Annotated in this window: 20 protein-coding genes; 5 read left to right on the top strand and 15 right to left on the bottom strand. The window is 73.2% G+C overall.

Annotated elements, in window-relative coordinates; genetic code table 11:
- Position 1: 1 nt before the first annotated feature.
- A complete protein-coding gene (locus ACH4KB_RS03970; RefSeq protein ID WP_398063264.1) occupies positions 2-145 on the bottom strand; it encodes a hypothetical protein in 144 nt (47 codons plus the stop codon).
- 165 nt (positions 146-310) lie between these two features.
- On the opposite strand from ACH4KB_RS03970, the gene ACH4KB_RS03965 reads away from it, so the two are divergent.
- Positions 311-940 carry an ArsR/SmtB family transcription factor gene (locus ACH4KB_RS03965; protein WP_398063262.1) on the top strand — a complete coding sequence of 210 codons (630 nt, stop codon included), beginning with the start codon at positions 311-313 and terminating at the stop codon, positions 938-940.
- The gene (locus ACH4KB_RS03960) at positions 937-2,283 is read left to right on the top strand and encodes an MFS transporter (protein WP_398063260.1); all 1,347 of its coding nucleotides are present in this window, start codon (positions 937-939) and stop codon (positions 2,281-2,283) included. Before ACH4KB_RS03965 ends, ACH4KB_RS03960 begins: the two co-directional genes overlap by 4 nt.
- On the opposite strand, the gene ACH4KB_RS03955 is transcribed toward ACH4KB_RS03960, so the two are convergent.
- The 10 genes from ACH4KB_RS03955 to rimP form a co-directional block, all read right to left on the bottom strand.
- Positions 2,284-3,411, bottom strand: coding sequence for an XdhC family protein (locus tag ACH4KB_RS03955; protein WP_398063259.1), 1,128 nt, complete (start codon positions 3,409-3,411; stop codon positions 2,284-2,286).
- A gap of 109 nt (positions 3,412-3,520) precedes the next feature.
- Positions 3,521-4,477 (bottom strand): bifunctional riboflavin kinase/FAD synthetase, encoded by a 957-nt coding sequence (locus tag ACH4KB_RS03950; protein ID WP_398063258.1) that lies wholly within the window; start codon positions 4,475-4,477, stop codon positions 3,521-3,523.
- 43 nt (positions 4,478-4,520) lie between these two features.
- Positions 4,521-8,072, bottom strand: coding sequence for a trypsin-like peptidase domain-containing protein (locus tag ACH4KB_RS03945; protein WP_398063256.1), 3,552 nt, complete (start codon positions 8,070-8,072; stop codon positions 4,521-4,523).
- 251 nt (positions 8,073-8,323) lie between these two features.
- A complete protein-coding gene (gene truB / locus ACH4KB_RS03940; RefSeq protein ID WP_398063254.1) occupies positions 8,324-9,223 on the bottom strand; it encodes a tRNA pseudouridine(55) synthase TruB in 900 nt (299 codons plus the stop codon).
- Entirely contained in the window at positions 9,220-9,711 is a 492-nt protein-coding gene (gene rbfA / locus ACH4KB_RS03935; protein ID WP_398063252.1) for a 30S ribosome-binding factor RbfA, read from the bottom strand. Before rbfA ends, truB begins: the two co-directional genes overlap by 4 nt.
- 36 nt (positions 9,712-9,747) lie before the next feature.
- Positions 9,748-10,041 carry a DUF503 domain-containing protein gene (locus tag ACH4KB_RS03930; RefSeq protein WP_018960670.1) on the bottom strand — a complete coding sequence of 98 codons (294 nt, stop codon included), beginning with the start codon at positions 10,039-10,041 and terminating at the stop codon, positions 9,748-9,750.
- 265 nt (positions 10,042-10,306) lie between these two features.
- Positions 10,307-13,462 (bottom strand): translation initiation factor IF-2, encoded by a 3,156-nt coding sequence (gene infB, locus ACH4KB_RS03925; RefSeq protein ID WP_078625959.1) that lies wholly within the window; start codon positions 13,460-13,462, stop codon positions 10,307-10,309.
- Positions 13,463-13,614: 152 nt separating this feature from the next.
- Positions 13,615-13,893 carry a YlxR family protein gene (locus tag ACH4KB_RS03920; protein ID WP_265599010.1) on the bottom strand — a complete coding sequence of 93 codons (279 nt, stop codon included), beginning with the start codon at positions 13,891-13,893 and terminating at the stop codon, positions 13,615-13,617.
- 113 nt (positions 13,894-14,006) lie between these two features.
- The gene (nusA, locus tag ACH4KB_RS03915; RefSeq protein ID WP_398063249.1) at positions 14,007-15,047 is read right to left on the bottom strand and encodes a transcription termination factor NusA; all 1,041 of its coding nucleotides are present in this window, start codon (positions 15,045-15,047) and stop codon (positions 14,007-14,009) included.
- 2 nt (positions 15,048-15,049) lie between these two features.
- Positions 15,050-15,553 (bottom strand): ribosome maturation factor RimP, encoded by a 504-nt coding sequence (gene rimP, locus ACH4KB_RS03910; protein ID WP_215107249.1) that lies wholly within the window; start codon positions 15,551-15,553, stop codon positions 15,050-15,052.
- Positions 15,554-15,729: 176 nt separating this feature from the next.
- Between rimP and ACH4KB_RS03905 the strand changes: the two genes are divergently transcribed.
- From ACH4KB_RS03905 to ACH4KB_RS03895, 3 genes are read left to right on the top strand one after another with little or no spacing between them, the layout of a single operon-like run.
- Positions 15,730-16,266, top strand: coding sequence for a hypothetical protein (locus tag ACH4KB_RS03905; protein WP_398063247.1), 537 nt, complete (start codon positions 15,730-15,732; stop codon positions 16,264-16,266).
- The gene (locus tag ACH4KB_RS03900) at positions 16,263-16,793 is read left to right on the top strand and encodes a ferritin-like domain-containing protein (protein WP_398063245.1); all 531 of its coding nucleotides are present in this window, start codon (positions 16,263-16,265) and stop codon (positions 16,791-16,793) included. The genes ACH4KB_RS03905 and ACH4KB_RS03900 overlap by 4 nt, the downstream gene beginning before the upstream one ends.
- 50 nt (positions 16,794-16,843) lie before the next feature.
- On the top strand, positions 16,844-17,758 hold the full coding sequence (locus ACH4KB_RS03895; protein WP_398063243.1) for an aminoglycoside phosphotransferase family protein: 915 nt from the start codon (positions 16,844-16,846) through the stop codon (positions 17,756-17,758).
- Between the two features lie 61 nt (positions 17,759-17,819).
- Here ACH4KB_RS03895 and ACH4KB_RS03890 read toward each other — a convergent pair whose 3' ends face one another.
- The 4 genes from ACH4KB_RS03890 to ispG form a co-directional block, all read right to left on the bottom strand.
- The gene (locus tag ACH4KB_RS03890) at positions 17,820-19,523 is read right to left on the bottom strand and encodes a proline--tRNA ligase (protein ID WP_398063241.1); all 1,704 of its coding nucleotides are present in this window, start codon (positions 19,521-19,523) and stop codon (positions 17,820-17,822) included.
- 69 nt (positions 19,524-19,592) lie between these two features.
- On the bottom strand, positions 19,593-20,174 hold the full coding sequence (locus ACH4KB_RS03885) for a GNAT family N-acetyltransferase (protein WP_398063239.1): 582 nt from the start codon (positions 20,172-20,174) through the stop codon (positions 19,593-19,595).
- A gap of 68 nt (positions 20,175-20,242) precedes the next feature.
- Positions 20,243-21,088, bottom strand: coding sequence for a GNAT family N-acetyltransferase (locus tag ACH4KB_RS03880; protein ID WP_398063237.1), 846 nt, complete (start codon positions 21,086-21,088; stop codon positions 20,243-20,245).
- 208 nt (positions 21,089-21,296) lie between these two features.
- Complete coding sequence (gene ispG, locus ACH4KB_RS03875) at positions 21,297-22,451, bottom strand: flavodoxin-dependent (E)-4-hydroxy-3-methylbut-2-enyl-diphosphate synthase (RefSeq protein ID WP_397923872.1); 1,155 nt, start codon at positions 22,449-22,451, stop codon at positions 21,297-21,299.
- Positions 22,452-22,527: the final 76 nt, after the last annotated feature.

The following is a 22,527-nucleotide window of genomic DNA, read 5'->3' as shown; positions in this document are numbered from 1 at the left end:
TTCAGCCGATCCGGTAGCGGGCGCAGATCAGTCCACCGGCGAAGGTGTGCACCTCCGGATCCTCGGCCCCGGTGCCGAGGCCTCCGTCCCCCGCCTCCGCGTAGCCGTCGAGCGAGGTGATCATGGAGTGGACGGGCTTGCCCACGGTGTCTCCTTCGGGTGCGAACGCTGCCTGTCGGCGGTCCTGCGGCAATGACCCCCGCACAGCCCGGAACTCATCGATGGACCGGAAAGCCCCGGGACCAGACCGCAAAGAGTTCTTCGCGAACAAATATTTGCGAAGAACTCTTTGCGGTCTAGGCTGTGCCGTATGACAACAGATGACACACCGGACCGGCCGGCCGCCGGAGAGGGATCGGTCGTCCTGGATGCCAAGGGGCTGCGTGCTCTGGCGCATCCGGTACGCGTGCAGCTGGTCGGGCTGCTGGGGAAGCACGGCCCGTCCACAGCCACCCGCCTCGCGGAGCGGCTGGGGGTGAACTCCGGGACGGCCAGCTACCATCTGCGTCAGCTCGGCGCGGCCGGCTTCGTCGAGGAGGACACGGAGCGCGGCAACGCACGCGAGCGCTGGTGGCGTCCGGTGCACCGGACGATCTGGTTCAACGATCCGGAGCTGACCGAGCAGGAGCCCGAGGCCGCACTCGCCTACCAGCAGTCTGTCGCCGCACTCCACACCCTGCGCACCCAGCAGACCCTGAACGGGCTGCAGACCATGGACCGCGCCTGGCGGAACGCCTTCGACATGAGCGACTGGGCCCTACGGCTCACGCCCGAGGAAACCACCGCCCTGTACGAAGAGTTGGCGGGGGTCATCACGCGCTACCGGCGGGACACCCCGGAGACGGCGGCAAGCGCCCCCGAGGGCGCCGAGCGGGTCGGGGTCATCACCCACATCCTGCCCGAGCCGGACGCCCCCGCGCCGGGCACGGAGACGCGGTGACCGCGGACGCTCCCGGCGGCGTCGGCGGAGCACCCGCGAAGCGGTCCTTACGGCCGCTTGCCGGGGTGCTGGCGGCCATCGCCGTGTCCGTGACCGGCACGCGGATCTCGCTGGTGGCCCTGCCCTGGTTCGTGCTCGTCACCACGGGCAGCGCCACCATGACCGGGCTGGTCGCCTTCTGCGAGATGGCGCCCTACGTGATGGTCAAGGCGTTCACCGGCCCGCTGGTGGATCGGATCGGGCCGCGGGCCGTCTCCTGGACCACGGACCTGGCGAGCGCGGCCGCCGCCGCGGCGATCGCGCTGCTCCACAGCCTGGACCTGCTGCCCTTCCCCGCCCTGCTGGGCCTGGTCGCGGTGATCGGCGCGGCACGCGGCCCGGGCGACCTGGCCAAGGAAGTCATGGTCCCGGAGGCCGCCGAGCGCTGCGGTACGCCCCTGGTGCGAGCCGTCGGCCTGTCCGGCGTGATCGAACGGCTCGCCTCCACGATCGGTCCGGCGGCGGGCGGCGCCCTGGTGGCACTGCTCGGCCCCATGACGGGCCTGGCCGTCAACGCGGGTTGCTTCGCCCTCGGTTCGGTGATCGTCGCCGTCGCGCTGCCTCGCGGTATGGGGCATCCGGTCGTGGACCCCTCAGCACCGGCCGACGGACAGGAGGCTGGCTACTGGCGTCGGTTCGGCGAGGGTTTCACCTTCCTCCGGCACGAGCCTCTGCTGCTCGCCGTGATCGTCATGGTCGGGATCACCAACCTGCTGGACGCGGCGATGACCACCCTGCTGGTGCCCGTCTGGGCGGAGGAATCCGGAAACGGCCCGGCGGCGATCGGCCTGATCGGCAGTGTGATGGGGGCCGCCGCGGTGGGCGGGAGTCTCATCGCCGCGATGGCCGCGCACCGTCTCCGCCGCAGGCTGGTGGTCCTCGGCGGATTCCTGCTGGCCGGGGCGCCGAGGTTCCTGGTCCTTGCCGCCGACGCCCCCTTGGGCGCGGTGCTGGCCGTCTTCGCCGTCAGCGGGTTCGGCGCCGGGTTCATCAACCCCGTGCTGGGAGCCGTCCTCGTCGAACGGGTGCCGCGCCGGATGCTGGGCCGGGTCAACGCGCTCGGTGACTCACTGTCCTGGTCCGGAATCCCGCTCGGTGGGCTGCTCGCCGGGGCGGCGGTGTCCGCGGTCGGACTGACTCCGGTGCTCCTCGTCTGCGGGGCCGCGTACTTCCTCACCACGAATCTGACGGGGCTGCGGCCGGAATGGCGCGCGATGGACCGTCCGTGCGAGGGCGAGGGCGAGGGCGTCCTGCCACCGCAGGCGGAGAAGGGCACCGAGCGAGACGATGCGTCGGTGCCCTGACTACTCCCGGGCGTCCGGTCCGCCGTGGTGGATCGCCCCCGTCAGTTCACCGAGCGGGCGGCCCGTTCCGCCCCAGCGGTGCTGGATGATCTCGGCGGCGATCGAGACCGCCGTCTCCTCCGGCGTACGGGCTCCGAGGTCGAGGCCCACGGGTGAGGCGAGGCGCGCGAGGTGTGTCTCGTCCACCCCGGCCGCGCGCAGGCGGGCCAGCCGGTCGTGGTGGGTGCGGCGGCTGCCCATCACCCCGATGTACGCGGCGGGCGTGCGCAGGGCGGCGACGAGCAGGGGCACGTCGAACCTGGGGTCGTGGGTGAGCACGCAGATCGCGGTGCGGGCGTCGACCTCCGTGGACTCCAGGTAGGTGTGCGGCCAGGCGCGGACGACCTCGTCCGCCGTGGGGAAGCGTTCCCGGGTGGCGAAGGCGGGGCGCGCGTCGCAGACGGTGACCCGGTAGCCGAGGAACGAGCCGATGCGGGCGGTGGCCGCCGCGTGGTCGATCGCGCCGAAGACGAGCATGCGGGGCGGCGGGGCGTACGTCCGGACGAAGACGGCGACCTCCCGCGTCCGGCGCCGGCCGTGTGCCCCGTACCACTGGATCGCGGTGCGTCCCTGGGCCAGCAGCCCCCGGGCGTCGTCGGCGACGGCGGCGTCCAGCCCTTCGGAACCGAGAGTGCCGGCGCTGCCAGGGGTGTCGGCGGGCCGGACGACCAGGCGGGCCCCGGTCTCCGCCGCGCCGGACAGGACCGTGGCCTCGGCCACCGGCAGATCGTCGGCGATCAGGTCCAGCACGGCCGCGAGATCCTCGCGTTCGGCGGCGGTCGCGTAGGCGCGCACCAGGACCTCGATCGTGCCGCCGCAGGTCAGGCCGACACCGAACGCCTCGTCGTCGCTGATCCCGTACGACACCACGCGCGTCCCGGCCCCGGCGAGGACCTCGCGGGCGACCTCGTACACATCGCCCTCGACACAGCCCCCGGAGACGCTGCCGAGCACCGTCCCCGCGGCGTCGACGGCCATGACGGCGCCGGGGCCGCGGGGCGCGCTGCCGTGCACGGCGACGACGGTCGCCAGGGCGAAGGGGATGCCGTCGACGCACCGGGCACGGAGGTCGGGAAGGATGTCGCGCACCCTGTCAGCATCCGTCGTCCGCGGGCGGATCGCGCGGTGGGGGTGGGGCCTGTCGTCAGTGGGTGCCGTCGTCGTCCGGCAGACGGGGACGGGACGACAGGCCCCAACGTCAGTGAGTGCTGTCGTACGCGGCGGTCAGCTCGCCGGCGCGCTTCACATCGGCGGCCATGGCGACCAGGAGGTCGTCGATCGAGTCGAACTTCAGCATGCCCCGGACGTAGGCGAGGAAGTCGACGGCCACGTGCAGCCCGTACAGGTCCAGGTCGACGCGGCCGATGGCGTACGCCTCGACGGTCCGCTCCGTGCCGTCGAACTGCGGGTTCGTGCCGACCGAGATCGCGGCGGGCATCGACTCCCCGTCCACCTCCAGCCAGCCGGCGTAGACGCCGTCGGCGGGGATCGCCGTGTGCGGGAGCGTCTCGACGTTGGCCGTCGGGAAGCCCAGCTCCCGGCCGCGCTGCGCGCCGCGCACCACGATGCCCTCGACCCGGTGCGGGCGGCCGAGGATCTCGGCGGCCCCGGCGACGTCGCCCTCGGCGACCAGCCGCCGGGTGAGCGTGGACGAGAACGGCTGTCCGCCGCCCGCCTCGCCCGTGACGTACAGGTCGATGACCTCGACGGTGTAGTCGTAGGTGGCGCCCAGCTCGGTCAGGAGCGCGACGTTCCCCGCGGCCTTGTGGCCGAAGCGGAAGTTGGGGCCCTCGATGACGGCCTTGGCGTGCAGCCGGTCGACGAGGACCTTCGCGATGAAGTCGGCGGGCGACAGCTTGGAGAACTCGGCGGTGAACGGCAGGATCAGCAGGGCGTCCACGCCCAGCTCGGCCATCAGCTCGGCGCGACGGTGGTGCGGGGCGAGCAGCGGCGGGTGGCTGCCGGGACGGACGACCTCACTGGGGTGCGGGTCGAAGGTGACGACGACGGACGGGACGCCCAGCTCACGGGCGCGCTCGACGGCCCGGCCGATGATCAGCTGGTGTCCGCGGTGCACGCCGTCGTAGGAGCCGATGGTGACGACGCTGCGCCCCCAGTCCTGGGGGATGTCCTCCAAGCCACGCCAGCGCTGCACTGTGACCGCTCCTCGCCCGAACCTGTGTACGTGTGTATGTCGATTACGCAGGTCTAAGACTGCCATGCGCACGTCCCGCGGCATGCATCGGCATCGGCATCGGCGGGCGTGACGTCTCCAACGCCTCGACCGTGCGCCGGGCGCTCGGCCCCACGACCGCGGCCCACTCCTGCGGGGCGTCGGCCAGCCAGCGGGTGACGAGTGCGGCGAATCCGGGCACGTCGCGGGCGAGCTCGACCAGCACCCGGTCGAAGCGGGCGGCGCCCTCGGGGGTACGGACCAGCAGCATCCCGGTGCGGTGGACCAGCGCGCGTGTACGGATCTCCGGGCGGCGCTCCGAGCCCTCGGCGGCGGCCCGGAGCAGGGCCTCCAGCACGTCCGGGTCCCGGCCGGTGACCTGCTCGAACTCCAGCAGGACCTCCAGCAGCTCCGCCCGCAGCGGCCGGGACGCGGCGCTTCCGGCCCCGGCGAGCACCCGGGCGAGCGCGGCCCGGACCGGCGGCGGTGCGGGGCGGTCCCGCAGCAGCCCGGTCACCAGGGGCAGGAGGAGGGCCCGGGCGGCCGGAGTGTGCTCCAGGCGGAGGTCGATGTACTCGGCGGCGTGCGTGCCGTCCTCGGGGTGGGCGTCGATGTACTCCCGTACGAGTCCGGCGACGTGCAGCGCGAGCGCGGGCGTGTCGAGTCCGGCCAGCGCCCGCAGCACCGCTCCCCCGCCGTCCCCGGGGCGGGCGAGGCGGGCGCGGAGAGCGGCGAGGACCGGCTCCTGGTGGGCCGGGAACACCTCGGCGAGCAGTTCGACGGGCAGCCCGGGGTCTCCGGCGGCGAAGGCGCGCAGCGCCCCGGGGAGATGCGTTCTCCTGGTCACCGGGTCGCGGACGAGGAGGGTGAGGGCGGCGGCGTGCAGGGCGGCGTCCTGGGGGCGTCCCAGCAGTGCCTCGGCGGCGGAGCGCAGCAGGGCCCGGTCGCCCTCGGCGGTGACCCGCTGCTGGAGGAGTCCGCCGTAGCGGGCGGCGGCGGAGCGGCGGGCCGGGCGGTCCTCGTCGCGGGCCCAGCGCTCCACGGCCCGGCAGAGCACGGTGGGCTCGTCCTCGGCGAGGGCCAGCAGCAGCTCCCCCGCGCGCTGGTGCGGGGTGGCGATCAGCGCGTCGGTCAGTTCGTCGGGGGCGAGGCCGCGGCGGGCGTACAGCAGGGCCTGCGCGGCGGCGGCGACCGTGGGGCGCAGCGGGACGTCCGGGGCGTCGGGGCCCACGAGCAGTGGGCGTTCGTCGGTGAACCAGCGGCACAGCAGCGGCTGCACGGCCGGGGCGTCCAGGTCGAGGCGGCGGGCGACCGCGTCCAGATAGCGTTCGTCGCCGTCGGTGCGGGGCAGTCCGTCGGCGGGCACGAGGCGGCGGAGCAGATCGATCCGGTCTTCCTCGGGCAGCCGCAGCCGCCGCCAGAACCAGGGCCCGAACTCGCCGTACGCCCCGAGGTCCCCGGGTCCTTCGGGGGCGGCGGAGCGGCGGGTGATGCGTCCGGCGAGGACCCGCAGGACACCGAGATAGGGGCGGGCGTCGGGCACCCGCAGCAGGCTGCCGTTCAACAGGTGGGCCGCCCACCAGGCGGCGTCCTCGTCGCGCGGGCCCGTGTCGGTCCACAGCCGGTCCAGCGCCTCGATCAGGTCGGCCATCCGGTGCGCGAGCGCGGCGGTGCCCTGGCGGCGGCCGAGGAGCACCATCGCCTGGATCACCGGCCCGATGCGGTGCCGGGGCACGGGCAGGCTGCGGGGTTCGCCGGCGGTGCGGGGGTGCGGCACCCGGTCCGGGCCGCCGCTCCCCCGGTGCCAGCGGTGGACCAGGGAGCGCAGGGCCGCGTCCAGGTCGAGGTGGGCGCCCTGCACCCAGTCGCCGAGCTCCTCGTGGGCGAAGCGGTAGCCCGCACCGGCGGGGACGAGGAGGCCCTCGGTGAGGACGGCGGAGGCCCAGCCGGTGCGCCAGGGGAAGATCTCCTCGAACGCCGTCCGGTCCAGCTCACCCTGGCCAGGGCCCAGACAGCGGCGGGCCGCCTCGTGGACCTGGCCCGCGACCCCGGCGGCGAGCCGGCGCACGGCGGCGCCGCGGGGCTGTTCGTCGGCGGCGGCCGCGATCCGGACGGCGACGCGCACGCACAGCAGGTCGAGGTGGGCGCCGAAGACGTCCTCGGTGTCGGGCCGGCCCGGCACCCCGGGCGGCAGCGCGGCGCGGACCTCGGCGAGGAGTCGCAGGGTGAGCGGGTGCCGGTCGTGGCCGGGGGCGAGGGCGGCGGGCGGGATGCCGTAGGCCTCCTTGGCCCGCCCGGCCTGCTCGGGAGTGAGGTCGCCCAGGCGCAGGGCGGGCGGCAGCCTGCGGGCGGGGCGGTCCGGGCGGTGCAGGGCGTCCGGTGGGTAGAGGCCGCCGGCGGTCTCCCAGTGCTCGGGGCGGCAGGCCACGACGAGCCGGACGCCCTGCTCGCGCAGCCAGGCGGCGGTGTTCGCCGTCCAGCCGGCGAGCCGGTGGGCCAGCAGCGGCTCCATCTCCTCGGGGCCGTCGAGGACCACCAGGAGCGGCTGCCCCGCGTCGGCGGCGAGCCGGGCGACGCGCTCCGGGGTGGCCGTGCTCATGTCGCCGCGGGCGCCCGCCGCGGTGACGATCCGGGCGGCGCGGGTGAGGGCCCGGCTCGCGGCGGCCGCGATCGAGGTGTCCTCGGCCAGCAGGTCCGCGCCGCGCAGCCAGAGCGTGGGCGCGGGCGCGCCGCCCTCGGCGCGGCGGTCGGCGAGTGCGGCCAGTTCGGTGGTGCGGCCGGTGCCGGGCGCTCCGACGAGGCCGAGGACCAGCCCCGTACCGGCGGCGAAGGCGGCGAAGGCGGCGTGGACGTCGGCGCGCTCGACGGGGGCGGTGCGGGCTCGCGGGCCGTCCGCCGAGCCGACGGAGGTGGCGGTGAGCTGGAGGGCCCCGGCGAGGTTGAGATCGGGGCCGTAGACGGGGGCGGCGGTGGCGTTGCGGAGCAGCAGGGCGTCCAGCGTGCCGTCCGCGCCCCGGGTGATCGGGAGGGCCAGGCCGGCCGCCTCGTGCGGGGCGGTGAGGGCGGTGCAGAGGATGCCGACGACGGCGCCGGTGGCCGGGTCGGTGACGGGCCCGCCGATGGCCGCGCCCCCGGAGCGCAGGGCGTCGCGGCCGTCGGTGCCCAGCGCGAGCTCCAGGGCGGCGGGGACCGGGTGGCCGCCGCCGTCGGATGCGGTGTAGGTGGCGGGGGTGGTGCCGAGCACCCGGGCCTCGCGCCGCCCGTGGGCGGCGATGTCCACATAGTCACCGGGCTCGGCGCGGTCGCGTCCGGCGATGGGCAGGGGTTCCGCGTCGAGGGCGTCGGGGCCGCCGGTGCGCAGGAGGGCGAGGCCCAGGGCGGGCAGGGCGGTGATGTCGTCGGGGGCGACGGTGCAGGTGCGGCCGTCGGTGCCGTGGAGGAGGAGCGGGCCCGGGGAGGTCACGGCCTGATGGGCGGTGACGACCGTGCCGCGGTCGTCCGCGACGAATCCCGTCCCTCGCGGCCGGCCGGCCTGATCACAGATTCTTACCAGCTTCGACCGGTCCCCACTGCCCATGGTGCGACGTTAGGCCGCCGGTGATCTCCCGAAGCGCGCGGACGGGGAAAGCGCCCCCCACGCCCCCGGTATTCACTCCGAGCGCCCGTCCAATGGGGTGAATAACCGTGTCCCCCCGGGAGCAGGAATGGTGCCGGGGAGGGGAACGTGGAGCGGGCACCGGGTTGGGGGGAGGGTGCCCGCTCCACGCATGATCCGCCGAAGCGCGGGCCGCGGCCCGGATTCGGGGCGCGACAGCCCTTGGGTGTGGCTCAGGCGAAGACGGCGAGGCTCTTGGCCTTGCCCTTCTCCTCCTCGACGAGCACGAGGAACGCGCCGTCGGGCCCGAAGACCGCGACCGGCCCCGGCGGATGGGCGGGCATGTCCAGCCGTACGCCGTTGAGGAGGAGCTTGGCGCGCTTCTCGTCCACGTCCCAGCGGGAGAACGCGGAGGCGGCCGCCTCGGCGACCGGCATCACGGTCAGCTCCTCCTGGTGCTGGTCGAGCGTCCGGGCCGCGTCCAGTCCGTACGGACCGACCCGGGTGCGGCGCAGCGCGGTCAGGTGGCCGCCGACGCCGAGTCCGGCGCCGAGGTCGCGGGCGATGGCGCGGATGTAGGTCCCCGAGGAGCAGACGACGGAGACGACCAGGTCGAGTACGGGGGTGCCGTCCGCGGCGACGGCCTCACGGACGTCGTAGACGCGGAAGGAGGAGACGGTCACCGGACGGGCCGGGATCTCGAACTCCTCGCCGCCGCGCACCCGTGCGTAGGACCGCTTGCCGTCGATCTTGATGGCGCTGACCTTGGACGGGACCTGCATGATCCGGCCGGTGAGTGCGGCCACCCCGGCGTCGATCGACTCGCGGCTCACGCCGGAGGCGTCGGTGGACGAGGTGATCTCGCCCTCGGCGTCGTCGGTGACGGTGTCCTGGCCGAGCCGGATCGTGCCGAGGTACTCCTTCTCGGTCAGGGCGAGGTGGCCCAGCAGCTTGGTGGCCCGCTGGACCCCGAGCACCAGGACTCCGGTCGCCATCGGGTCCAGCGTGCCCGCATGGCCGACCCGCCGAGTGCGGGCGATGCCGCGCATCTTGGCGACGACGTCGTGCGAAGTGAAGCCGGACGGCTTGTCGACGATGACAAGGCCGTCCGGCGTGGTGGTCTGCTCGGTCATGCGGAGGCCGGGCCCTCGTTCTTCTCGGAGGGTCCTTCGGTCCCGGCGGTCCCGGTCTCGTCGTCCTCGTCCTCGGGCTTGCGGTACGGGTCGGCGTCGCCGGCGTACTGCGCGCCCGTGGAGACCTGGCGCACCTCCGCGTCCTTGGCCCGCGCCTTGTCGAGGAGGTCCTCGATGGTGCGGGCGTTGTCCGGGAGGGCGTCCGGGACGAAGGCCAGGCTCGGCGTGAACCGGACCCCGGTCTGCCGGCCGACCTCGGTGCGCAGGACGCCCTTGGCGCTCTCCAGCGCCGCGGCGGAGGCCGCGCGCTCCTCGTCGTCGCCGTAGACCGTGTAGAAGACCGTGGCCTCCCGCAGGTCGCCGGTGACCCGGGCGTCCGTGATCGTCACGAATCCCAGCCGCGGATCCTTGATTCGCCGGTCCAGGGTCTCCGCGACCACGACCTGGATGCGATCGGCCAGCTTGCGGGCCCGCGCGTTGTCGGTCACCGGTCCGTCACTCTTCCTTCTGATTTCGCTCGACTGTCAGTCTTCGTCACTGTGCAGCCGCCGTCTCACCGACAGCAGCTCCACCTCGGGGCGTCCCGCGACCAGCCGTTCGCAGCGGTCCAGCACGTCCGTGAGGTGTCCGGTGTCACCGGAGACCACGGCAAGGCCGATCTCGGCCCTGCGGTGGAGATTCTGTCCGCCGGTCTCGGCCGCGCTCACCGCGTACTTGCGCTGGAGCTCGGCCACGATCGGGCGGACGACGGAACGCTTCTCCTTCAACGACCGTACGTCGCCGAGGAGCAGATCGAAGGACAGGGTCCCCACATACATGTGTGTCCGGATGTCCCGCCGGTTCGGGTTCGTGCCCCGCCAGAGCTTGCCGGGGACATCAGAACCGTACCGGAACGGCCGGAGCCGATCGACGGAAATACGACCCGTCGACCGGCCCCGACCTTGGTGGAGGAGCCGCGTGAGTCGACCCACGCGGCCCTTCCGCATACTTCCGGATCCTTCGGACCCGAGGTGGAGGGGTTCCGTGAGTGACTCACGGAACCCTTCCGCATTCCCCGCGGATCCTCGTGGACCCGAGAGTTGATCAGCCTCGCGGCTTCTCGCGCATCTCGTACGTCGCGATGACGTCGTCGATCTTGATGTCGTTGAAGTTTCCGAGGTTGATACCGCCCTCGAAGCCTTCGCGGATCTCGGTGACGTCGTCCTTGAAGCGGCGCAGACCGGAGATGTTGAGGCTCTCCGCGATGACCTTGCCATCGCGCAGCAGGCGCGCCTTGGTGTTGCGCTTGACCTCGCCGGAGCGGACCAGCACACCGGCGATGTTGCCCAGCTTGGACGAGCGGAAGATCTCGCGGATCTCCGCCGTGCCGAGCTCGACCTCTTCGTACTCCGGCTTGAGCAGACCCTTGAGGGCCGCTTCGATCTCTTCGATCGCCTGGTAGATGACCGAGTAGTACCGGACGTCCACGCCTTCGCGCTCGGCCATCTGCTCGGCACGCCCTGCGGCGCGCACGTTGAAGCCGATCACGATGGCGTCGGAGCCGGTCGCCAGGTTGATGTCCGACTCGGTGACCGCACCCACACCGCGGTGCAGGATCCGGATGTCGACCTCTTCGCCGACGTCGAGCTGGAGCAGCGAGGACTCGAGAGCCTCCACCGAACCGGACGCGTCGCCCTTGATGATGAGGTTGAGCTCCTGGACCAGACCGGCCTTGAGCGCCTCGTCCAGGTTCTCCAGGGAGAACCGGACGCCCTTGCGGGCGAAGTTGGCGTTGCGCTCACGGGCGGCACGCTTCTCGGCGATCTGACGGGCCGTACGGTCCTCGTCGACCACCAGGAGGTTGTCGCCGGCGCCCGGGACGTTGGTGAGACCGAGCACCAGGACGGGGGTCGAGGGACCCGCTTCCTGGACGTTCTGACCGCTGTCGTCGAGCATGGCGCGGACTCGGCCGTAGGCGTCGCCCACGACCACCGTGTCACCGATGCGCAGCGTTCCGCGCTGGACCAGGACGGTCGAGACGGCACCGCGACCGCGGTCGAGGTGGGACTCGATCGCAATACCCTGCGCGTCCTGCTCCGGGTTGGCCCGCAGGTCGAGCGAGGCGTCGGCGGTGAGGACGACGGCCTCCAGGAGCGCCTCGATGTTGAGGCCCTGCTTGGCGGAGATGTCGACGAACATGGTGTCGCCGCCGTACTCCTCGGCCACCAGACCGAACTCGGTGAGCTGACCGCGCACCTTGGTCGGGTCGGCGCCCTCGACGTCGATCTTGTTGACCGCGACCACGATCGGCACCTCGGCCGCCTTGGCGTGGTTCAGCGCCTCGATCGTCTGGGGCATCACACCGTCGTTGGCCGCCACCACGAGGATCGCGATGTCGGTCGACTTCGCACCACGGGCACGCATGGCGGTGAACGCCTCGTGACCCGGGGTGTCGATGAAGGTGATCTTGCGGTCCTCGCCGTTGACCTCGGAGGAGACCTGGTACGCACCGATGTGCTGCGTGATGCCGCCGGCCTCGCCCGCGACGACGTTCGTCTTGCGGATCGCGTCCAGCAGTCGGGTCTTACCGTGGTCGACGTGACCCATGACGGTCACGACCGGCGGACGCGAGACCAGAGCCTCTTCGCCGCCCTCGTCCTCGCCGAACTCGATGTCGAAGGACTCGAGCAGCTCGCGGTCCTCCTCCTCGGGGCTGACGATCTCCAGGACGTAGTTCATCTCCTCGGCGAGAAGCCGGAGCGTCTCGTCGGAAACGGACTGCGTGGCGGTGACCATCTCGCCGAGGTTCATCATCACGGCGACGAGCGACGCCGGGTTGGCGTTGATCTTCTCCGCGAAGTCGGTGAGCGAGGCGCCGCGCGACAGCCGGACGGGCTGTCCGTTGCCGCGAGGCAGCATGACGCCGCCGACCGACGGGGCCTGCATGGCCTCGTACTCCTGGCGCCTCTGCCGCTTCGACTTGCGGCCACGACGCGCCGGACCGCCGGGACGGCCGAACGCACCCTGTGTGCCACCGCGGGCACCGGGGCCGCCGGGACGGCCACCGAAGCCGGGACGACCACCGAAGCCGCCGCCGCCACCGGGACGACCGGCACCGCCGCCGCCACCAGGACCGGCCGGACGGCCGGCGAAGCCGCCACCGCCGCCACCGGGACGACCGGCGAAGCCGCCGCCGCCACCGGGACGACCGCCGCCGCCACCGGCACCGCCGGGACGACCGCCACCGCCGCCGGGACCACGGCCACCGCCGGGGCCGCCGCCGGGACGCGGGCCCGCTGCGGGACGCTGCGGCATCATGCCCGGGTTCGGGCGGTTACCGGCGGGGCCGCCGCCGGGACGCGGAGCCTGCGGGCGGGGCATGCCGCCCGGAGTGGGACGGGCACCGCCCTGACCCTGACCGCCCTGGGGACGCGGGGCGCCGCCGGGGCCACTGCCCTGGGGACGCGGGGCGCCGGGGCGCTCCGAGCCGCCACCGGGGCGCGGTGCGCCACCCGGACGGGGCGCGCCGGGGCGCGCCATGCCGGTGGAACCGCCGGAGGTGAAGGGGTTGTTGCCCGGACGGGGACCGGCCGGACGGGCGCCGCCGGGGCGCGGGGCGCCCTGGCCCGCGGGACGTGCGGGGCGGTCGCCGCCACGCTCGCCACCACGGCCGCCGTCGCGCTGGCCACCGTCACGGCCGCCGTCGCGCTGACCGCCGTCACGCTGACCGCCGGCCGGAGCCGGACGGGCGGGTGCGGGACGGGGGCCGGGGGTGGCACCCGCGGGACGCGGGGCCTGGGGCTGCTGCGGGGCAGCCGGCTGGGCCGGAGCCGGAGCCGAGAACTCGGCGGCCGGGACCGGGGTCACCGGGGCCGCCTTCGGCGCGGGCTTCGGGCCCGGACGGGGGCCCGCCGACGGCGCGGAGGGCGCCGCCGGAGTGCTGCTGGGGGTCTCGGCCTCGGCGGCCGGCTTGGGAGCCGGTGCGCCGGGCTTCGGGGCCCCGGGACGTGCCGCAGCTGCCGGGGAGGGCGCTGCGGGCTTCACGGGCGCCGCCTTGCGGGGCGCACCGGGCTTGGCAGCGGACTTGCCGGCGTTGCCGCCGGGCCCCTGCAGTGCGTCGGTCAACTTACGTACAACCGGCGCCTCGATCGTCGAGGACGCCGAACGGACGAATTCACCGAGTTCTTGGAGCTTGGCCATGACGACCTTGCTCTCGACGCCGAACTCCTTGGCGAGTTCGTATACCCGGACCTTAGCCACTTCGCTCCTTTTAGGTCCGGGTTACCGCCGGACCGTCGCTACTTCATGGGCGTACTCATCGCGTACTCATCGAGTGCTGCTCATCGCAATCTCGACCTACTTCCAACTCGCGAGGTACCTGACCGCACGGGGACCCGTGCCGTTCACTTTTCTTACGGTGCAACCCGCTCGACGAACCGCGTCAGTGCCGCGGTGTCGAACGGCCCCTTGGCCTTGAAGGCCCGGGAGAACGCCCGGCGGCGGACCGCCAGGTCGAGGCAGACGGAGACGGGGTGCACATAAGCACCCCGGCCGGGCAGCGTACCGCGTGGATCGGGGGCGCAGGCGCCCTCGTCCACCACGATGCGCAGCAGCTCGCTCTTGGCCGCTCGCTCCCGGCATCCCACACAGGTTCGCTCGGGGCAAGCGCGGGCTTGCGTCCGGCCAGACACGTTTAAGTCTACCTCCCCGTACCGACCTCGCCGCTTTGGGGCAAAAATCGAACGGATGTTGTCGTGATCTCAGCGGCGTACCGCTCAGATCTATTCCCTGGAGCCCCTCCGGGTCAACGCCTTTCCGAGCGCTCCCGGGCCCGCTCGGCCCGCTCGCGGTCGGCGGTCTCGCGCTCCTCGTCCGTCTCGGTGTCCGGACGGATGTCGATGCGCCAGCCGGTCAGGCGGGCGGCGAGGCGGGCGTTCTGGCCCTCCTTGCCGATCGCCAGCGACAGCTGGTAGTCCGGCACGGTGACGCGGGCGGAGCGGGCGCCGAGGTCGACGACCTCGACCTTGCTCACCCGGGCGGGCGACAGGGCGTTGGCGACCATCTCGGCCGGGTCGTCGGACCAGTCCACGATGTCGATCTTCTCGCCGTGCAGCTCGGCCATGACATTACGCACACGGCTGCCCATCGGACCGATGCAGGCGCCCTTGGGGTTCAGGCCGGCCCGGGTGGAGCGCACGGCGATCTTGGTGCGGTGGCCGGCCTCGCGGGCGATGGCCTCGATGACCACCGAGCCGTCCGCGATCTCCGGGACCTCCAGCGCGAAGAGCTTCTTCACCAGGTTCGGGTGGGTGCGCGAGAGTGTCACCGACGGACCGCGGACGCCCTTGGCGACCCGTACGACATACGTACGAAGGCGCAGGCCGTGCACGTACTCCTCGCCCGGTACCTGCTCCTGGACCGGCAGCATGGCCTCCATCTTGCCGATGTCGACCAGGACGTTCTTGGGGTCCTTGCCCTGCTGGACGACGCCCGTGACGACATCGCCCTCGTGGCCCGCGTACTCCCCGAAGGTGCGGTCGTCCTCGGCGTCGCGCAGCCGCTGGAGGATGACCTGCTTGGCGGTGGTCGCGGCGATCCGGCCGAAGCCGGACGGGGTGTCGTCGAACTCCTTGGGCTCCTGGCCCTCTTCGAGGTCGGCCGGGTCCTCCTTGGCCCACACCGTGACGTGGCCGTTCGCGTCGAGCTCCACGCGGGCCCGGCGGTAGCTGCCGTCGGTGCGGTGGTACGCGATGAGGAGGGCTGACTCGATCGCCCCGACGAGCACGTCGAAGGGGATCTCCTTGTCCTGCGCCAAGCCCTTCAGAAGCTTCACATCGATGTCCACGGCTACGCCTCCTCTTCCTTCTTGTCCTTGCGGTTGAATTCGATCTCCACGCGCGCCTTGGCGATCTCGTCGAAGGCGAGGCGGCGGGCGGTGGGCTTGCGGCCCTTGACGCCGGGCACTTCGAGGTCGAGCCCGTCCTCGTCGACGGCGAGGATGCGGGCGACCAGCTCACCGGAGCCGTCGCCGGCCAGGTGGAACCTGGCCAGCCGGCCGATGGCGCGTACGTAGTGGCGGTGCTCGGTCAGCGGGCGGTCCGCGCCGGGGGAGCTGACTTCGAGGACGTACTCGCCCTCACCCATCGCGTCGGTCTCGTCCAGCTTCTCGGAGATCGCGCGGCTCAGCTCCGCACAGGCGTCCAGCTCCACGCCCTCTTCGGAGTCCACGATGATCCGCAGCACTCCTCGGCGGCCGGCCCGGGACACCTCGATCTCCTCGAGGTCCAGCTGCTGCGCGCTGACGAGCGGTTCCAGCAACCCGCGCAGCCTCTCGCTCTGGGTGGTGCTCATCCGGGTGACTCCTCGGCCGCGTGTGCTGTTGTGGGGATCGTCGTGCGTCAGGTCAAAGGGTATCCGGTCGTCAGGGGTGTTGCCGTCCGCCCGCCGCTCGGCCGCGGGTACGCTCGCCTGCGGTGATCACATCAGGACAGATCCTGTCAGGACCGGTCCAGGCCCGAAGGAGAAACGTGCGGCGCACGGGGACGACGCGCAGGGGGGCGCTCACCGCTACGGGAGCCCTCGCCCTGGGTGCGGTGCTGACCGGCTGCGGGAGCGGCGACGAGGCGGCGGACGGCGGGAAGCCCGCGCACTCCGGCGCGCGGGCCGCCGCCGCCAAGGCCGGGAGGACCGTGCGCGAGAAGGCGGTGCGCGACGGCGCCCTCCTGCTCGCCCGGTACGACCTGGTGGCCGAGGCGCATCCGGCGACGGCCGCGGGCCTGGCGCCCCTGCGGGCCGCCGTGCGGGAGCACGGCAAAGCGCTGGCGCCGCCGCGCGCGAAGGGCGGCGACGAGAAGCCTCCTGCCGCAGCGCCCGGCCCGGTGTCCGCCGACCCGGAGGCGGCGGTGAAGGAGCTGGCCGCCGACGAGCGCCGCCGGGCCGACGCGTACGCCCAGGCCCTGCTGGACGTCGAGCCGGAGCTGGCCCGGCTGCTGGCCTCGGTGGCGGCGGCCGCGGCGGCGCACGCGTATCTGCTGACCGAACTGGCCGAGGAGGCAGCCGCATGACCACCCGATCCGAAACCCGTTCCGTCCGGCCGTCCGAGGAGGACGCCGACTCCCCCGAGCTGACCGCCGTCCAGGCGGCCCTGGCCGCCGAGCACGCCGCGGTGTACGGATACGGGCTGCTGGGCGGCCGTCTCGACGGGAAGCGGGGCGACGCGGCCCGCGCGGCGTACGACGGCCACCGGGCCCGCCGGGACGCCCTGGCGCGCACCGTGCGGGGCCTGGGCGGGCGTCCGGCGGCCTCGGACGCCGCGTACGCACTGCCGTTCGCCGTGGCGGACTCCCCGTCGGCGGTACGGCTGGCCGCGGTGCTGGAGGACCGGATCGCGGGCGCCTACGCCGATCTCGTCCGGGCCACCGAGGGCGCTCGCCGCGAGGAGGCCGCGGGCGCGCTGCGGGAGGCCGCGGTGCGGTCGGCCCGCTGGCGGGGCGGCAACGTAGCCTTTCCGGGGCTCGCCGAGCGGGCCGCCGGTGCGGATCCGGCCGCGACAGGCCCGGTGGAGGCCGCCGGCGCGGACGGCGCGCGCTGATTCGGAGAAGGCGCGCTGATACGAAGAACCGGAAAGGGAACACACGACGTATGGGTTTCGAACCGCCGCACCGCCTGGTGCGCGCGCTCGGTGAGATGTACGGGGACGCCGCCGCGGCCGACTGGCTGGACGCGCTTCCCGCGCTGACCGAGCAGGCGCTCACCGCCGGGGGCGGCCTCACCGTGGAGCGGGTGGCCGCCCCGGGTGGGCGCAGCTCCCTGGTGGTTCTGGTGCGGCGGGCCGACGGGACCCCGGCAGCGCTGAAGATCGCCCCGCCGGTCGCCGGTCCCGGGCTGGAGCGGGCGGCGCTGGAGCACTGGAACGGGTGGGGCGCGGTGAAGCCGCTGGACGCGCCGGAGCTCGACGCGTCCGGTGCGCTGCTGATGGAGCGGCTGCACCACGAGGTGTCGCTGCGCTCGCTGCCGGAGGCCAAGGCCCTGCTGGAGGCGGCGGGCACGCTGCGGCGGCTGTGGGTGGAGCCGCCGACGGGACACGCCTTCGAGAGCGTGGCCGGGCGGACCGATCGGCAGAGCGCCGGGATGCGGACGGCCGCCGAGGCCGATCCGGAGCTGGCGCCGCTGGTGGACGCGGCGCTCGCGGCGCGGGCGGAGCTGGTCGCGGGATCACCCGAACTCCTGCTGCTGCACGGCAACTTCCGGCAGAGCAAGGTGTTCTCCGGGGAGCGGGCGCCGTGGCTGACGGTGGGCCCGGAGCCGTTGGTGGGCGAGCGCGCCTATGACCTGGCGCGGCTGGTGCGGGACCGGGTGGAGGATCTGATCGCCTCGCCCGGTGGCCCGGTGACGGCCCGGCGACGGGTCAAGAGGCTGGCGGAGTCGTTGGAGGTGGAGCAGGCGCGGCTGCACGGCTGGACGCTGTTCCGGGCGGTCGAGTCGGGCACCCGCGCGCTGGCCGAGGGGCGGCGGCAGATGGGCGAGGTCAACCTGGAGTTCGCGGGCTGGCTGTAGCCGCGCGACGTACGGAGAAGGCCCCCGCGCGATTCCGCGCGGGGGCCTTCTCAGCCACTGATCAGGCCAGGTCGGCCGTCAGGCGGGCGATCGCCTCGTCGACGGTCAGCTCCTCGCGCTCGCCGGTGCGGCGGTCCTTCAGCTCCAGGACGCCGTCGGCGGAGCGGCGGCCCGCGACGAGGATCTTGGGCACACCGAGCAGCTCGGAGTCGGTGAACTTCACGCCGGGCGAGACGCCGGGGCGGTCGTCGACCAGGACCCGCAGGCCCGCCGCGTTGAGCTTCTCCGAGACGTCGAGGGCCAGCTCCGTCTGGAGGGCCTTGCCCGCGGCGACGACGTGGACGTCGGCCGGGGCGATCTCGCGGGGCCAGCACAGGCCCTTGTCGTCGGCGGTCTGCTCGGCGAGGGCGGCGACGGCGCGGGAGACGCCGATGCCGTACGAGCCCATGGTGACCCGGACGGGCTTGCCCTGCTGGCCGAGGACGTCGAGCTGGAAGGTGTCGGCGTACTTGCGGCCGAGCTGGAAGATATGACCGATCTCGATGGCGCGGTCCAGGGTGAGGCCGGTGCCGCACTTCGGGCAGGGGTCGCCCTCCTCGACCACGACGACGTCGAGGTACTGGTCGACCTCGAAGTCGCGGCCGGCGACGACGTTCCTCGCGTGCTTGCCGTCCCGGTTGGCGCCGGTGACCCAGGAGGTGCCGGGGGCGACACGGGGGTCGGCGAGGTAGCGGACCTTCTCCAGGCCCTGGGGGCCGACGTATCCGCGTACGAGGTCGTCGCGGCCGACGAAGTCCTCGGCGGTGACCAGCTCGACGACGGCGGGGGCCAGGTGCTCGCCGAGCTTGCCGAGGTCGACCTCGCGGTGGCCGGGAACACCGACGGCCACGATCTCGCCGTCCACCTTGACCAGCAGGTTCTTCAGGGTGGCGGAGGCGGGGACGCCCAGGTGCGCGGCGAGCGTCTCGATGGTCGGGGTGTCGGGGGTGTCCAGCTCCTCGACCGGGCCGTGCGCCGAGCCGTCGACCGGGGCGAGCGCGAAGGTCACGGCCTCGGTGTTGGCGGCGTAGTCGCAGTTCGGGCAGTCGGCGAAGGTGTCCTCACCGGCGGCGGCGGGGGCGAGGAACTCCTCGGAGGCGGAGCCGCCCATCGCGCCGGAGACGGCGGAGACGATGCGGTGGTCCAGGCCGAGGCGCTCGAAGATCTTGATGTACGCGGCCCGGTGCAGGGCGTAGGAGTGCGCGAGGCCCTCGTCGGTGGTGTCGAAGCTGTACGAGTCCTTCATCTGGAACTCGCGGCCGCGGAGCACGCCGGAGCGGGGGCGGGCCTCGTCGCGGTACTTCGTCTGGATCTGGTACAGCATCACCGGCAGGTCCTTGTAGGACGTGCACTGGTCCTTGACGGTCTGGGTGAAGATCTCCTCGTGGGTGGGGCCGAGGAGGTAGTCGCCGCCCTTGCGGTCCTTGAGGCGGAAGAGCAGGTCGCCGTACTCCTCCCAGCGGCCCGACGCCTCGTAGGGCTCCTTGGGCAGCAGGGCGGGCAGCAGGACCTCCTGCGCGCCGATGGCGTCCATCTCCTCGCGGACCACGCCGGAGATGTTGTCCAGGACCTTCTTGCCGAGCGGCAGCCAGGACCAGATGCCGGCCGCGTTGCGGCGGACGTACCCGGCGCGGACCAGCAGCTTGTGGCTGAGCGTCTCGGCGTCCGCCGGGTCGTCGCGCAGTGTCTTGACCATCAATCGGGACATGCGCTGGACCTGGGCCATGATGAACTCCTGCTCGCAAGGGTGGTGAGCCCGAGGTTAGCCGGGCGGTGCGGGCTGGCGGAAATCCATTCAGGCCCCGGGCCTCGCGCGCAGCAGCGGCAGGGGCGCGCCCATGACCGCGTAGGGCTGCGGGGCGCTCGGGAAGACGACCTGTCGGGCCAGATCGCGGTAGCCCAGCGAGCGGTACAGGGTGCGGGCCGGGCTGTCCTTGTCGATCGCCGAGAGGATCGACCGGGGGTGGCCCACGGCGTCGGTGATGGCGGTGATCAGAGTGCGGCCGATACCGCGCCGCTGGTGGTCCGGGTGGACGTGGAGTTCGGTGATGACGAAGGAGTCGTCGAGCCAGCCGTCGGAGCCGGTGGCCCGCAGGTAGGGCTCGACGACGGTGGACCACCACTGGGCGCGGTCGTTGGGCAGCCCGTAGACGAAGCCGACGAGCCGTCCGTCGGGGGTGGTGGCGCCGAGTGCGCGGGCGTGGGGGTGTTCCAGGTGTCTGAGGACGATGTGCCGGCGTACGTCGATCTCGTCCTGGCTCAGTCCGAAGGCGACCGCCTGGACGCGCAGGGCTTCGTCGACGCGGGCGGCCAGGTCGACGGGGCCGATCTCGGCGCCGGGTGCTGCGGGGCCTTCTCCGGGGACTGCTGCTGCCATGCGGGAACCCTACTGGCCGGGGCGGGCGGTCAGAACCGCGCGTTCCCGGGGCGGGCGCGCGGGACCGCTCAGAACAGGACGCTCATGAACGCGCCGGTCTCGCGGAAGCCGACACGGCGGTAGGCCTTGCGGGCGGGGGTGTTGTAGTCGTTGACGTACAGGCTGACGACGGGGGCGACGTCGGCGAGTGCGTAGCGCAGGACGGCGGCCATGCCCGTTTCGGAAAGGCCCTTGCCCCGGTGTTCGGGGGCGACCCAGACGCCCTGGATCTGGCAGGCCTGCGGGGTGGCCGCGCCGATCTCCGCCTTGAAGACGACCTTGCCGTCGTCGATGCGGGCGAAGGAGCGGCCGGCGCCGATGAGTTCGGCGACGCGGGCCTGGTAGAGGAGTCCGCCGTCGCCGGCGAGGGGGGAGATGCCGACCTCCTCGGTGAACATCGCCACGCAGGCCGGCATCAGGGCCTCGGTCTCGTCCTTGCGGATGCGGCGGACGAGCGGGTCGGGGGTGACGTCGGCGGAGAGGCTCTCGGTGACCATGAGGGGCTGGTTGGCGCGGACCTCGCGGGCGGGGCCCCAGCTGGGTTCGAGGAGCCGCCAGAGCTGGGTGGTGGGTTCGGCGGGGCCGACGATGGAGGAGCAGCGGCGGCCGGCCCTGCGGGCCCGGTCGGCGAAGGCGCGGACGGCCTCGGGCCCGGCGCAGATGGGGACGAGGTTGGCGCCGGAGTAGCACAGGGAGCGGAGCATGCCGTCGGCGTACCAGCCCCACATCTCGCCGCCGAGGCGCCAGGGGTCGAGCCCCGCGACGTGCACGCGGGACGTCACGAAGGCGTTGACCACGGGCTCGCTCTCCAGGACGGCGAGCGCTGCTCGGAGGTCGCTGGGTTCGAGGACCCGGGTGGTGGTCTGCGTCAACACGAGGGGGCCTCACCATGCGGTCTGCTGATTTCCGCACTTTAACCGACGAGCCTGTCGAACGCCGCTCGAGTCCGGAAGACGGTCTCCGGGCAGGGCGGGAGCCGGTCTCCGGACTGGGCGGTGGCGCGGGCGGAGCCGGCCCCGGACACGCCGCCGCCCCACCGGGTGCGGGGCCCGACGGGGCGGCGATGAGCTGGGAGGGGGCGGTTCAGCTGATGGAGACCTCGGGCTCGCCGGACGGGATGCCGTCCTTCTCCATCTGCTCGGCGATCTTCATGGCCTCTTCGATGAGGGTCTCGACGATCTTCGACTCGGGGACGGTCTTGATGACCTCTCCCTTCACGAAGATCTGGCCCTTGCCGTTGCCGGAGGCGACGCCGAGGTCGGCCTCGCGGGCCTCGCCGGGGCCGTTGACGACACAGCCCATGACGGCGACGCGCAGCGGGACCTCCATGCCCTCCAGGCCGGCGCTGACCTGGTCGGCGAGCTTGTAGACGTCGACCTGGGCGCGGCCGCAGGACGGGCAGGAGACGATCTCCAGGCGGCGCTGCTTGAGGTTGAGCGCCTCCAGGATCTGGAGGCCGACCTTGACCTCCTCGGCCGGCGGGGCCGAGAGGGAGACGCGGATGGTGTCGCCGATGCCCTCGGAGAGCAGCGCGCCGAACGCGACGGCCGACTTGATGGTGCCCTGGAACGCCGGTCCGGCCTCGGTGACGCCGAGGTGCAGCGGGTAGTCGCTCTGGGCGGCGAGCTGGCGGTAGGCGTTGACCATCACGACCGGGTCGTTGTGCTTGACCGAGATCTTGATGTCGCCGAAGCCGTGCTCCTCGAAGAGGGACGCCTCCCACAGGGCCGACTCGACGAGGGCCTCGGGGGTGGCCTTGCCGTACTTCTTCAGGAGCCGCGCGTCCAGGGAGCCGGCGTTGACGCCGATCCGGATCGGGGTGCGGGTCTCGGCGGCCGCCTTCGCGATCTCCTTGACCTTGTCGTCGAACTGCTTGATGTTGCCCGGGTTCACCCGGACCGCGGCGCAGCCGGCGTCGATCGCGGCGAAGACGTACTTCGGCTGGAAGTGGATGTCGGCGATCACCGGGATCTGCGACTTCCGGGCGATCGTGGCGAGCGCGTCGGCGTCGTCCTGCGTCGGGCACGCGACGCGGACGATCTGGCAGCCGGACGCCGTCAGCTCGGCGATCTGCTGGAGCGTGGCCCCGATGTCCGACGTGCGTGTCGTCGTCATCGACTGCACGGAGACGGGCGCGTCGCCGCCGACCGCGACCGTGCCGACCTGGATCTGTCGGCTGACCCTTCGGTCGGCGAGCTTGGTCGGAACGGCCGGCATTCCGAGAGAAATCGCAGTCATGCGCTGTGCATCCCCAAGGTGTGGATCAAGGTCCCGAGATCGGCGGGCTCCAGCCTTCGAGGTTACGGCACCGGAG

This window comes from Streptomyces sp. NPDC017520 (assembly GCF_044329855.1).
Classification (GTDB): domain Bacteria; phylum Actinomycetota; class Actinomycetes; order Streptomycetales; family Streptomycetaceae; genus Streptomyces.
This window is presented reverse-complemented; position numbering and strand designations above follow the sequence as displayed.